Origin of the sequence: Ruthenibacterium lactatiformans, assembly GCF_000949455.1 — a bacterium.
GTDB classification, from domain to species: Bacteria; Bacillota; Clostridia; order Oscillospirales; family Ruminococcaceae; genus Ruthenibacterium; species Ruthenibacterium lactatiformans.
The window spans coordinates 83,618-96,710 of record NZ_JXXK01000005.1; the positions used below are offsets into that span (position 1 = coordinate 83,618).

At 58.8% G+C, this 13,093-nt stretch carries 11 protein-coding genes and 1 other RNA gene; 3 read left to right on the forward strand and 9 right to left on the reverse strand.

The genetic code is table 11. From position 1 onward, the window contains the following. Positions 1-50 precede the first annotated feature (50 nt). A non-coding RNA gene (gene ssrS, locus TQ39_RS19930) (6S RNA) lies at positions 51-256 on the reverse strand. Positions 257-263: 7 nt separating this feature from the next. Then, positions 264-602, reverse strand: coding sequence for a DUF1292 domain-containing protein (locus TQ39_RS05420; RefSeq protein ID WP_242853454.1), 339 nt, complete (start codon positions 600-602; stop codon positions 264-266). A gap of 284 nt (positions 603-886) precedes the next feature. On the opposite strand from TQ39_RS05420, the gene TQ39_RS05425 reads away from it, so the two are divergent. The 3 genes from TQ39_RS05425 to TQ39_RS05435 all read left to right on the forward strand — a co-directional run bounded on the left by TQ39_RS05425 (position 887) and on the right by TQ39_RS05435 (position 3,802). Beyond that, complete coding sequence (locus TQ39_RS05425; protein WP_050004810.1) at positions 887-1,669, forward strand: peptidylprolyl isomerase; 783 nt, start codon at positions 887-889, stop codon at positions 1,667-1,669. Positions 1,670-1,846: 177 nt separating this feature from the next. Then, complete coding sequence (gene cls, locus TQ39_RS05430) at positions 1,847-3,385, forward strand: cardiolipin synthase (protein ID WP_050004811.1); 1,539 nt, start codon at positions 1,847-1,849, stop codon at positions 3,383-3,385. Between the two features lie 12 nt (positions 3,386-3,397). Further along, positions 3,398-3,802, forward strand: coding sequence for a DUF3842 family protein (locus TQ39_RS05435; RefSeq protein ID WP_009322164.1), 405 nt, complete (start codon positions 3,398-3,400; stop codon positions 3,800-3,802). A gap of 88 nt (positions 3,803-3,890) precedes the next feature. Here TQ39_RS05435 and TQ39_RS05440 read toward each other — a convergent pair whose 3' ends face one another. The 7 genes from TQ39_RS05440 to TQ39_RS05470 all read right to left on the reverse strand — a co-directional run bounded on the left by TQ39_RS05440 (position 3,891) and on the right by TQ39_RS05470 (position 13,074). After that, on the reverse strand, positions 3,891-5,078 hold the full coding sequence (locus tag TQ39_RS05440; RefSeq protein ID WP_050004812.1) for a coenzyme F420-0:L-glutamate ligase: 1,188 nt from the start codon (positions 5,076-5,078) through the stop codon (positions 3,891-3,893). 255 nt (positions 5,079-5,333) lie between these two features. Beyond that, positions 5,334-6,659 (reverse strand): ADP-ribosylglycohydrolase family protein, encoded by a 1,326-nt coding sequence (locus TQ39_RS05445; RefSeq protein ID WP_050004813.1) that lies wholly within the window; start codon positions 6,657-6,659, stop codon positions 5,334-5,336. A gap of 293 nt (positions 6,660-6,952) precedes the next feature. Beyond that, entirely contained in the window at positions 6,953-8,293 is a 1,341-nt protein-coding gene (locus TQ39_RS05450) for an ADP-ribosylglycohydrolase family protein (RefSeq protein WP_167541525.1), read from the reverse strand. Between the two features lie 50 nt (positions 8,294-8,343). Beyond that, positions 8,344-9,627 carry a DUF4434 domain-containing protein gene (locus TQ39_RS05455; protein WP_050004815.1) on the reverse strand — a complete coding sequence of 428 codons (1,284 nt, stop codon included), beginning with the start codon at positions 9,625-9,627 and terminating at the stop codon, positions 8,344-8,346. A 79-nt stretch (positions 9,628-9,706) separates the two neighbouring features. Further along, the gene (locus tag TQ39_RS05460; protein WP_050004816.1) at positions 9,707-10,645 is read right to left on the reverse strand and encodes a ribokinase; all 939 of its coding nucleotides are present in this window, start codon (positions 10,643-10,645) and stop codon (positions 9,707-9,709) included. A 71-nt stretch (positions 10,646-10,716) separates the two neighbouring features. Then, the gene (locus TQ39_RS05465) at positions 10,717-11,484 is read right to left on the reverse strand and encodes an AAC(3) family N-acetyltransferase (protein ID WP_050004817.1); all 768 of its coding nucleotides are present in this window, start codon (positions 11,482-11,484) and stop codon (positions 10,717-10,719) included. 3 nt (positions 11,485-11,487) lie between these two features. Beyond that, entirely contained in the window at positions 11,488-13,074 is a 1,587-nt protein-coding gene (locus TQ39_RS05470; RefSeq protein ID WP_050004818.1) for a DUF4127 family protein, read from the reverse strand. Positions 13,075-13,093 lie beyond the last annotated feature (19 nt).

Sequence of the window (13,093 nt, forward strand, 5' to 3'; positions counted from 1 at the left end):
CGGCAAAAAGAGCGCGTGCTTTTCAGCACGCGCCCTTTCCTGTTTTCAATCAGTAACCTGCCCTGCCGTCTGCGCCACACCAAAACCTACCGAAATGGCAGGTGGGTGCCCTGCCGGAGTTTCACGCTCCCTTCCTCCGCTTGCGGCCAAGGCCGGGCGGGAGGTCTGCGATCCCCTCACATAGGACTCCGGGCTCCCTTTAAATGGTTAGTAGGATTAAATATATGGCGCATCAAATCGCACAGGGCAGGCTGCCTGCCGGTTTATTGGCCGCCGTTGAGGTCGATGTCGTACAACTCCTCCAAACGGCGCGCGAACATGTCGCTCACCTCGTAAAGCTCCTCATCGTCATCCACAACGTCCAGATATTCTTCGCCGTCCTCTTCGCCCACGCGCATGATGATGAGGTTTGCGTCCTCCTCCAACTGCTCCGTGGAATCCTCGGCATAGGGCACCACCGCCAGGTAGCGCTCGTCGTTGTAATCGGCGGCGTCGATCACTTCAAAGCTGAACTCCTTGCCGTCTTCATCCGTCAGGGTGATGAGGTCCGGGGAGTAATCGTCCAGTTGTTCGTCCTGAGGCATGGGAATGATCTCCTTCACTGCTCGTCGTTCCTGTTTCTGTTTTTATTGTACCCAATCCGGCGCCCGCCGTCAAGCATGCCCCGTAAATTTACAGTTCATTCACTTCTTTCCCTCCGGGTTTGTGATAAAATAATTTCAAAGCCAAAGCCCGCGCGCACATGCCGTGAACGCGCTTTGCGCTGCGGCCTGCAAGCTCCGTTCACACTGCCGCGCAGGGCGGCGGAGCGTAAAAAACATTCTTTTATCTTTATCCGGTATCCGGGCGTTTGCGCCCGGATACCGCCGCACAGGGGGAAACAGCCTTGACCAAACGTATCTTTATCACCTTTTGTGCCGCAGCCGCGTGCTGCGTGCTGCTGGGCGCCTGCGAAAGCGGGAGCCTCGCTGCCGCCGCGGGCAAGCGCACCCGTCCCGCAGACCTTGGCGAGCTCCAGTTCATCACGCCCGCCGAAGGCGACCCCATCGCTACGCTCTCCACAACGCTGGGCGATATTTCTTTTGTATTGTACCCGGATATCGCCCCCATGGCTGTGGAAAATTTTGTCGGTCTGGCCCAGCAGGGCTATTACAACGGCCTGTCCTTCCACCGGGTGATCGAGGGCTTTCTGGTCCAGACAGGCGACGCCACAGGTACCGGCGCAGGCGGCTCCACCATTTGGAACGGAAATTCTTATCCCAACGAGATCTCCGACCGTCTGCACCATTATGCCGGTGCCGTTGCCATGGCGCACGCCTCGGATGGTGCTTCGGGCAACCTGAGCCAGTTTTATATCGTGCAGAGCGCCCAGGATTCCGTGGATAAGACTCTGGCCAAAACGCTGACCGAGGCAGGTGTGCGCGAGGCCGTGGTAACCGCCTATCAGGCCGTGGGCGGCGCGCCTTATCTTGACAACCTGAACACCGTGTTCGGCCAGGTGTACGACGGCATGGACGTCGTGGACGCCATTGCCGCCGTGGAATGCGGCGAAGACGACCGCCCGCTGGAAGACGTCATCGTCAACAGCGTTACCATCGGCACTTATTCCGCCGCGCAGAGCGGCAGCACGCCCGCATCCGGCGCATCCGGTTCCGACAGCGCCGCCTGAATCGCCCCATACAAACCTTACAAGGCGCGCTCCGCATTGCGGGGCGCGCCTTTTTATCGGCAGTTTTCCCGGTCACTCCCGGCAAAGCCTACTGCATTACTATTTTTTTTGCGCGAAATATGGTACACTATAAAGCATCGGGACAAGCGCTCTCTTGCGTCTGTGTGGAGGTACGGTGTGAAAAAGATACTCAAATTTCTGCTCTCCCGGACATTCCTGTTCGGGCTTCTGATCGCATGCCAGGTGGGGCTTTTTGCGGCGCTCATGCTGGTATTCAGCCGCGCGGGTACGGTGGCTTACATCATCCTCACGCTGGTCAGCGTGTTGGTGGTCATCGCCGTGATCGAACGCGACAACATCAATCCCGCTTACAAAATCATGTGGCTGCTCATTGTGGTGGCCCTGCCCGTTACAGGGGCGGTATTCTACCTGTGGTGGGGCAACCAGGGCGTCACCCCCAAAAACGCGCGTAAATTTGCAGACATCGAACGGGCCGCGTCCGCCGCCATGGTGCAGGACGATGCGGTAACAGAGGCCCTGTACGCCCGGGAGCCCGCTTTTCGCCGCAGCGTGGAATATCTGTCCCGCAACGCCTCGGCCCCTCTCTACTGCAACACGCAGAGCGAGTATTATCCCATGGGGCAGGATTTTTTCGCCCGTTTTCTGGAGGTCATCCGCGGCGCGAAGAAATATATCTTCATGGAATATTTTATCGTTGAAGAAGGCGAAATGTGGAACGAAACGCTGGCCGTGCTTAAGGAAAAAGCCGCCGCGGGCGTGGACGTGCGCCTGATCTACGACGGCTTCGGTTCCATGTTCACACTGCCCGGTGATTATGACGAAGAGATACGCCGCGCGGGCATCAAGTGCCATGTATTCAATCCGCTGCATTTTTCGCTGCATATCTCTGACTATAAAATGCTCAACCACCGAGACCACCGCAAGATCACCGTCGTGGACGGTGAAACAGCTTTCACCGGCGGGCTGAACTTTGCGGACGAGTACATCAACCGCAAGCAACGCTGCGGCGTGTGGAAGGATACGGGCCTGATGCTGAAAGGGCCGGGCGTTTATCCGCTTACCGTAACATTTTTGAAAATGTGGGACTTTGTGGCGGGCACCACCACCCCGTACACCGATTATATGCCCCTGGGCGAATACGAAGCGGACGGCTATGTGCAGCCCTATTGTGATTCTCCGCTGGACGGCGAAGCCGTGGCCGAAAGCGCGTATCTGAACGTGCTTCAGCACGCGCGGGATTATGTGTACATCGTTACGCCCTACCTGATCGTGGACAACGAGATGGTCACCGCGCTGTGCCTTGCAGCCAAAAGCGGCGTGGACGTGCGCATCCTCACGCCCGGTGTGCCGGATAAATGGTATGTGTATTATGTGACGCAGAGCTATTATCCGCGCCTGCTGGAAGCGGGTGTGCGCATTTACGAGTACACCCCCGGCTTCGTGCACGCAAAAATGTATGTCAGCGACGACCGCGAGGCCATTGTGGGCAGCGCCAACATGGATTACCGCAGCCTGTACCTGCACTTTGAAAACTGCTGCGCGTTTTACGGCGGCCACATGGTTCGGGACGTGCTGGAAGACGTGCGCGCCACGCTGGCTGAAAGCCATGAGGTAACGATGGCGGATGTGCTGCGCACGCCGCTGTACAAATGGCTGGCGCAGGTGTTCCTGCGCTTCTTCTCGCCGCTGATGTAAGGAGGACGGAATATGGATATTGTTATCATCGACGGGCAGGGAGGCGGCTTTGGCCGCGCGCTCATCGAGGCGCTGCGCGCGGGCGGCGTGACGCAGGAGATCGTGGCGGTGGGCACCAACGCGCTGGCCACCAGCGCCATGCTCCGGGCGGGTGCATCCGCCGGAGCCACGGGAGAAAACGCCGTGATCGTGAACGCCGCGCGGGCGCGTATTCTGGCGGGTCCCATCGGCCTTGTGATGGCAAACAGCATGCTGGGCGAATGCAGCCCGGCCATGGCCCGCGCCGTGGCGGAAAGCCCGGCTCACAAGGTGCTCATCCCCGTTGCCAAATGCGGGGCGCACATTGCGGGCCTTCCGGAAAAGCCGCTGGCCCAATACATAGCGGATGCCGCAGAGCTGATTCGCGGCCTGCTGTAAGGGCATGCCGCCCGGATGTGCGCCGGGCGGGCAAACAGCCCCGCAACAGAAAAGCACCCCCATCCGCGGATGGGGGTGCTTTTGCGATTTACACGGCAAAATTGTCGAAATAGCCCTGGATGAGGATGATGGGGGTCCCCTTGTCGCCGGAGCCGGAGGTCAGGTCGCACAGGCTGCCGATCAGGTCTGTCAGGCGGCGGGGCGTAGTGCCCTGGCTGGACATTTGGCCCTTCAAATCCGCATTTTTGTGGGAGATGCTGTCCTTGATGGCGCTGGTCAGCGCATCGCCGGAAAGAGAGGCAAAATCGTTGTCCGCCAGATACTTCAGCTTCAGCTCATTGGGCTGGCCCTCCAGGCCGCTGGTGTATGCGGGGCTCACGACAGGGTCGGCCAGCTCCCAGATCTTGCCCACGGGGTCCTTAAAGGCTCCGTCGCCGTACACCATGACCTCGATCTGTCTGCCCGTGGCGCTGCGCAGGCTCTGTGCAAGCGCGTCCACAAAGCTGCGGCAATCGCGCGGGAACAGCTTCACGCTTTCCTCCGTGGCCTTGTTTGAGCCCAGCAGGCCAAACTGCTCGTTGTACCCGCTGCCGTTCACCGGGGCCGTCATAAGGTCGCTCAGCAGCAGCACCTTTTCCGCGCCCGCAGCCAGCAGGCGGCGCCTGGAGCGCTCGCGGGTGTGGATGTCGCAGCACAGCACATTCTTTGTATACGGCAGCACGGCGCGCACGTCGTTTCCGAACAGGAATACCGGCTCGCAGCCCTCCGCACGGAACAGGTCTCCGTAATACTCCACATAATCCACGCCGGTGAAGGGATGCTTCTCATAGCCGAACAGCTCGCGGTATTTCGCCTCGTCCAGCACGTCGCTCCAGGGGTTTACGCCCTTTTCATCCAGCAGGTCCTCGTCGAACAGATGGTTTCCAACCTCGTCGGAGGGATAGCTCATAAGGATATACACTTTTTTAAAAGCCTTTGCAATGCCTTTCAGGCAGATGGCAATGCGGTTGCGGCTGAGGATGGGAAATGTGAGCGCCACCGTATCGGCGCCGAATTTTGCGCGGCAGTCGGCGGCGATGTCCTCCACACCGGCGTAGTTCCCCTGGCTGCGTGCCACAACAGCCTCTGTAACAGCCACGATATCGCGGTCATGGAAGGTGAGGCCCTGCTCTTCACCGCAGGCGAGGATGGCGTCGGTGACGATTTTGACCAGATCGTCGCCCTCACGGACGACCGGGCAGCGTACGCCGCGCGAAGTGGTGCCAACAGTTCTCATTTGTACTAACCCCTCTTTTATTGATGTAAAATTGCAACACAAAAAACGGCCTTGCCTCAAGGCCGTTTTATATTATATCCCAAACTGTACTGTGCGCACAATAGCAATTTGCAAAATCAGCAGAAATACTCATCTTCCGGGCGAATCCCGGCGTTCAGCCGTTTGAACGGCCATAGAAAACCGGAAAAACGGGGCGAACGCCTGCAACAGCGGCAGCCTCCCCGTTTTTCCGGCGGCATGTTCCTAAGGCGGCGGTCACAGCCGGGAATGCACCTTGTGTGCAAGCGCGGAATACCGCTTGGCCATATCCCGTATCGAAAACGCCTCCGTGTTCTTCAGATAAGTATCCATACGGTCGTGAAAGCACTCGTACAGCTCCGGGGCGATCGCGCTCTTGCCCAAAACCGCGCCCAGAATGCTGCCTGCGGAGGCGGCGGTACAGTCGCTGTCAAGGCCCATCGCAACAGTCTGGGACAGTCCCCGCATCAGGTCTCCCTCCGCCAGCTTGAGGCCAAACACGATCAGACACAGGTTGTTGTTGGTGTGAACGGCATGCATTCCCGCGAACCGTTCATCCACCAGCCGGCGCGCATCGCCGTGGCCGCGCACCGCGCCGCAATGCTCCAGCGCCCAGGCGAGGTCCCGGTAAAGCAGGCACTCCCGTGGGATCTCCGCCATGCCGGCCCGCACGGCGTCCAGGGGGTCGCTCACAGCAAAAGCCGCACTCTGTGCCGCCGCCAGGAACATCTCTCCGTAAATACCGTTGCGCCTGTGGCTCAGGCGGGCGTCGCGCCAGGCCATTTCTGCCGCCAGCTCCGGCAGGCCGGCCGCTGCCCAGCCAAATCCGTCAGAACGGATGGCGGCGCCGATCCACTGGCAGAACGGATTGTCCCTGTCCGCAGCCTCCCGCGCCGGCACGCCTTTTTTCATGTTGTCCAAAGCGGCCTGCTCCGCCGTACAGGCAACGGGAAGATATTTTTTCCATGCCTCCCCAACGTCCTCGGTCGTAAAATCAGGCCCGTATTCTTCCAAAATCAGCAGCGCAAGCTGTGTATAGGCCAGGTCGTCATCTACCGGAGCGGACCGGAGCGCGCATTTCCGGTATTCGCCGCGCTGACGGCCGTAGCAGTTCCAAAGCTCCGGATTTTGCACTTCTTCCCAATAGGAAACCGGCGGGAAGGGCTTGCCGATGTACTCGCTCCATGCACGCATGCTTTCCACCGAGAGCCCTTCTACGGGCACGCCCAGCAGGCAGCCAATGATGCGCCCCAGCAGCGCGCCCTCCAATTTGTCCATCCAGATATCCTCGGGCGGCAGCGCCTCCCACAGGCGGCGCTGCGCCGGTGCACGCAGCGCGCGGATGGCGTCCAGTTCGTTTGGTTCACAGGCAGACAGAGCGGCATCGTCCGGCAGCTCCTGCAGAAGCCGGACCGTACAGCGCATGGTCTCCGTCAATTGACCGATCAGTGCGGCGGCGCCTGTTTCCGCTCCCTGCTCGCATTTCAATCTGGCATATTCCCGCAGGGGTGTGCTCAGCGCGTCCAGCTGTGTGAAATCAGGGTATTTTACAATGGGGTCCATATCAAAACACCTTTCGCAGTAAATAGCCGGGCAGCCGACAGAAAAAGGCTGTTTTCCCTTAGTCGGGAATGCCCGGTTCTTCCTTCAGTACAATAAATATACAATAATAAACAGCCCAAATCTATGCAAAAAAAGGATAAAATCATGCAGTTTCGCGCAAGTCCCGCCCCCACTGCGCGCCTTGCAGAAAATTCCGCCGGAGCGGATAAAAAAGCCCTTTATGCCAACGCCGCGGCATAAAGGGCACGGGAGCGGCAGCCTGCCAATCGGACGGAGATGAACCGGGCGCGCACTCAGGCAAGCGGTGCTTCCGGCTGCCGAACGCGCTTGTACAGCAGCTGCATGCGCTTTGTCAGAGCCTGCAGATCGGTCTCGTGAAAATTCCCCATTGTCGTGTGTATCGTATTATTGAACTGCGCATACCAGTGCTCAGGCAGGCCATCGGCGAAATAAGCGCCCAAAATGGAACCGCAGCTGCAGGCAAAGCTGTCTGAATCGTTCCCCTGCGCCACCTGCATGCCGATTCCCTCCTCAGCATCCCGGGCAAACTTCAGGGTATTGATGACTGTGCCGATCTCCTGTACGACCTGCCCCGCTCCAAACGCGCCGTATTCGGTATGGACCGCGTTATAACCATCTTCGAAAGAAGCGGCGTCATCCACCATGCGCAAGCAGATGGAAGCCTGTTCGTAAAATCTGCTGCGCTGGGGAACATACTGCAGCGCGGTGACGACGATCTCCTTCCAATTTTCCGCAGTAAACGCGGCGGCAATTGCCGCCGCAACAAACATTGCACTGTATACGCCGGTTTTCCGGTGTGTAAAGGATGCGTCACGGAATGCAAGCCGTGCGGCAAGCTCCGGGTCGCCGGGACACGCATAGCCATAGGCATCCGCACGAATCATTGCACCGCAAAGCTCCTGGCCCGGATTCAGCCGCGCCGCCCAATCGTCCATATCATAAGGCAGATCGGGCGCCAAAACCGCAAGGCCGGCGCGCAGCAGCACCGTCCTCTCGGGGCCCCAGCACAAATAGATCGGAAGGTTCTCCAGCCAAAGCTGACGCATGTCCTCGTGCGAAAAATCCTTCCCCCGCTTTTCAAGCAGCAGCATGCCCATGATGGTATAGGTGATGTCGTCATCGGACGCGGCATAGCGCACTCTTCCTCTGGTCGTTTCCACCCAGGATGGGTTCCGCCTCCCCCACGCCGTAAGCATCGCATCGCTCACATAATCCCGCAGAGGCCATTCTCCGCTTGCCTGCGCGGCGGCGCGGATGTCCTCGAGGCCGCCGTAGGGAGCCTCCTCCAGGGGCTTGCCCAGGATGCATGCGCAAACCGAAGTCAGGAACGCGGAGCGGACGCGCGCCTCGATCTCCCCATCGGAAAGCAGACGGGACGCTTCCCGCCTGCGCATCGGGTCACACGCCGCCATCACGCTTTCCAGGTCGTCCGGCTCCTCGTACGGCCAATCCTGCCGTATGGGCGCCTCTTTGATACGCTGTGAAAGCGCCAGCAGCGCGTCACAGCTGCCGGACGCCTTCCCCAGAAGAGGCCGCAGCGCTTCCACATCGTATCCCTGCTTCCGGCGTTCTTCCAATTCCGCCGCAACAATGCGGCCGAGTATCTCCTTCATACTTTTCCCTCCGATTTTGTCCGCCGGGCCTCTTTTTCGAGCCGCGGAAATCATTGCTGTTTTTCCCCATATCCCCATGCAGCACGGCGCGCCTGATAATATTGTAAATACCGGGCATACAATTCCTTTGCGGGCTCCCCTCCCAGAGAAAAGCGGGAGGCCGGATGGTTCATCAGCCCCGTATACTGGTAGCCGTAGCACTGCTCCAGAGCGTCATATTGACGGATCTCACGAAGCAGCGCTTCCATCGTCTTGGGTACAAGCCCATCCTCAAAGGGCTCCCGGAACATCTCCATATCCACCCACATGTGCGTGCCGCATTCGTCGCAGATCTGCTTCATCTGCACGACATTCAGATGTTCCGGATCGCGCGCAAAAGCAAACGGGATCAAAATATCAACAAAGGGCAGGATGGTTTTCCATTCCTCCGCATAAAGATGGAACCGTACATTATTGGGCGCAAAAGCCACCGGTTTTGTGGGAGCAAGTTCCTGTACAAAAGTACGGAACTCGCGAAAGAACACGGCAAGCTCCTTCCAGCGCTCTGCGGAGTGCGGCATGTACGAATAATACAGGTCTCCCATGATCTCTTCTGAAACATACCAGCCATAGAAGGACGCATGGCCTCCATACCGCTGAAAGAGCTCCCGTGCAACGCGCCTGTGCCATTCCAGCGACTGTTCCGAAAAATCAAACCAGGCGAACAGGCCCACACCCAGCAGCACATGCATCCCACACCGGTCAGCGGCCCGCAGCACCGCCTCAATGGGGTCCCGCGCGGCAAGCGGCATTCTTCCGGGATAGAGCCCGGAAGGATAAAATGCCCGGCCGTCATAGCTCCCGCAGGTCATCTCATGGCGGCCCACATAATGGGAGGAATCAAATACATTCTGGATCACAACGCCCCGTATTCCAAGAAGGGACATCTCCTCGATATGCCGTTCGAAATCCTCGTCCCGCATTTTTTTGAGTTCCGAATTAAAGAACACCGCTTCCTGTTCGCTCCAGTGGCAGATGGATATCCAGCAGCCGTCGATCAGGCCTGTGGCGGGCACACTGCCGGGAACGACCTGATACGGCGCCGAGCTTGTCTCCACCTCCTTCTCTCCCCTGTAAAACCGGAAGCGCAGCTCCACATCGCCCACAGCCCCCTTCAGGCTGTAACGAAACACCGATGTTTTTCCCGGCGTCAGCTTCCGCGTGCAGCCCAACAATATGCATCCGCCCCGGAGCACGTCGATCTGCAGGGCATCCGCCTCATGGGAAAATACGCGAAATTCCGGCTGGACCTGTTCGGATACGCGCACCGCCGGGATCACTGTGACTGTGTTCATGCCATTCGCCTCTTTCTTCCGTCATCTGGCGGCGCCTCCGGCAGCCCTTTTTTCCATGGACGCGCCGTGCCAATGCCTGTCAAAGCGCCGCGGCTCCTGTTCCCCGTAAGCTCTCCAGTGGTTCCCCCTGCGCCGCGCTGAAATCCAATACTTCCCTCCATGTGGGAATGCTTGCCGAAGCGCCTTCCCGGCTTACTGCAAGCGCAGCCGCCATACTTGCGCAGCGCAGGCATTTTCCCGGGTCAAACCCGCGGATCATACCTGCCAGAAAATACCCTGTGAATGTATCTCCCGCGGCCGTTGTGTCCACGACCTTCACAGGATATGCCCTCTGGCGGAGCAGCACGCCGCCCTTACGGTACAGCGCGCCCTCGCCTCCCACGGTAAGAACGACAGCCACGTGGGGAAAACGTTCCGCAAGCGCTGTCAAAACCGCTTCGTTTTCGTTTGCCGGAGTGCCCGACAAAAGCCCTCCCTCCGTCTCGTTGACGAACAGCACGTCCGCCAGTGCAAGCACATCCTGTGTCAGGGAACCGTCTATGGGCGAAGGATTGAACGCGACCGTCATTCCCTTTTCTCTGGCCTGTTCCATTGCATAACGGACACAGGATGTTTCATTCTGAAGCAGCAGCAGATCACCGGGGCCGTAGTCCTTTAAAAAAGCGTCCACATCCTGCGGCCGGGTCATCCGGTTTGCCCCACCGTACACGATGATACAATTCTGTCCCGCACAGGACTGGATCACGGCATGCCCGCTCACCGTTTCCAGAACGCGCAGATACGTCGTGCCGGCGCCCTCAGCCTTGAGCAGCGCGTGAAATTCCGTCGTCTCCCGCCCCACTGCTCCGGCATGCTCCACAAAGATACCCGCCCTTGCCAGCGCGACAGACTGGTTCAGCCCCTTTCCTCCTAAAAACTGGTTCTGTTCCTGTGCGCTGATGGTCTCTCCCTCGCGCACAAAGTGCGCGACTTTATACACCTTATCCAGGTTGAGAGAGCCAAAGTTCAATATTTTCACGACAGTTCCTTCTTTCCTATCAATTTGTCCGCTCCGCAGAGCGCCCTTTTGCCGCACGGTAAAAGGCAGATTCAATACCACTCCGGCGGGACGGGCGCGCCGCTGCCGAAAAGATCCGGGTCTTTTTTCAGCAGCTCCAGCGTAACGGCCAGCAAGTCTTTGCCGCGGAACAAAAGGCATTCGGCATTGCCGAACGGGACGCGCCGCAGTATATTCCTGTGAAACATCACCGGTTCAAGCTTGACGTAATGGTCCGAATTGGCGTTTTGATGGCGGCGGGACGGCACGGAAAGCAGCCGCCCGCTTTGATCGCGCACAAACAGCGGATGATGCTCTGCTGTAAGGCGGCCGGGCACGTTTGCGATCTCCTCGATGCAGTGTACGCTGGTGTTGCAGGCAAACGTGACCCCCACCATCATCACCTGCGCGTTTTGCCGCAGCAGCTCGCCGTAACAGGAGCCGGGCGCACAGGGCGTATCGAACCGCTCCTGCCCTTCTGCAAACGCCTGTGCCCGGGGCCCGTAAACGCACAGCGAATGCGTGGGGTGCAGCGTCCGCACCACGCCCTTCCGCCGCCGGAACAGATCCGGCAGAAGCCCGACGCAGGGCTTTGTTTTCCGCACGTCAAACACGGGGTTTTCATCGTTGACATTGCTCCAGGTGTGACAGGGAACGATCAGCAATCCATTTTTCATGTATTCCATCAAAGCGTCCAGCACCGTGTCGGCGCCGTTTTCCACGGGGCCGATCTTTTTCATTGAAAGATGGCACAGCAGCATGCCGTGCGGGTCTATACCCGCACGGCCCAGGTCTTCAAGCAAAGCGGCTTTCGTGATCATGCGTCATTCTCCTGTATCTGTCTTTTCCTTAGTACCTTCTGCGCGGAGCACTTCTTCCAGCCGGACATGCAGCCGGATGTAAAAGATTCCGTCCCACTGGAATTGCAGCGTGTCCACAATGGGACGGCGGCCGCGTATCCCGGCCGTAAACTTCTCGTCCAGAAGCGCTTGCAGCCCATGCCTGAAATATTCCGCCGCATCCCCGTAATGCCGCCCAAGCGCATAAGGGTCTACCGTGCCCGCAGTCTCCGCAAGGTACCTGTGCAGCACATTGGATTGATACAGCCAGTCGCTGGCAAGACGGCTCGCCATGAACTCCTCCGACCGCCGGAGCTGCTCCGGCCTGCCGCAAAAGCCATTGTAATAGCTCGCGATCACAAGCTGCGCCAGCACGACGCCAATGGTATTCTGCGCGGTGTTCCAGCCTCCCACAGCGGTCAGGTAATCATAGGTTCCGGTCAGCAGTCCCAATTCCATGCAGTCGTTTTCGCATCCATTGGCTACCGATACCTCCGCCAGGCCCACCGGACGGCCGTATTCCTCATGATAATAGCGCATATAACGGAAAAGCTCATTCAAATTCAGATGCGTGGAAAAGGTGAGGTCCTTTGTATATTGCTCGACGGATTCAATCATATGCTTTCCCGGGCTGTTTACAGCCAGCATGCAGTCGGAATCACCGGGCGCATCCAAAACTACGCCTCCCAGAGAGGTGATCTGCGCTTTTATTCCCTCCTGCAGCGGCCGGTCCTCATAGCGCGGCACAATAAACGGGCCGTACACGGAGGAATATCTTACGTAAATGCGCGGGCGGTAGTTTTTGATCTGGTTGAAAACACGGGCAAACAGCACGCTTCCCACCTCGTCGGCCCCCGGATATACGAAGACGCGGTCCGGCAGCCGAAGCTCGCGCACTCTCTTTGCAATGGCCATCTGGTCCAGCGCCGCGTACCCGTACTCGGCGGTATCGTCCTTTGGGACGGTAAGCACATCGAATACACCGTCCCGCACCAGGTCCACACACGCAAGATTGACCGCCCGGTCCACCGCGCGGCGCGCCAGAAAATCGTCCAGAACGCCGTCCGGTATCTCGCGCCGGAGCGCGGCGCATTCCCCGCGCTCCGCCTCATCCGCCTCTCCCCGCTCGGCCTTGTCCGTCAGGCATGCATAACGCCATATTTTTCTTCCGTATGACGCCCAGTAATCCGGGTCCTCCGCGTCGCTGTCATATGCCGCCACCCGCGCCACCAGATTGAACGCATGAATGGAAAGCTCCGGGTTTTTCCGCTTCAGCTCGGTGAACCGGGAGAGCGTTTCCATGCATGCCTCCAGGGGGCGGTGATGCGTTCGGGAATTGATGATATTGCCGTAAACCAGCGTATCCACGGAAAGGATGGCGTGGCTGCATTGCCCCGCATTCTCGAAAAGCCAGGCCCAGAGCGCGTCGATATCCGCCGGCTTTTTTTTGAAGCCCATCCAGCCGACGGGCGGTTCCACCAGAGCGACGTCCTCTGTCATGCCTGCCAGAAGCGCGGGGAATTCATAATTACAGGCACGTTCGTCCAGCGGAACATACAATATCCGATTCATAAAAGCACCCTTTCCGGCA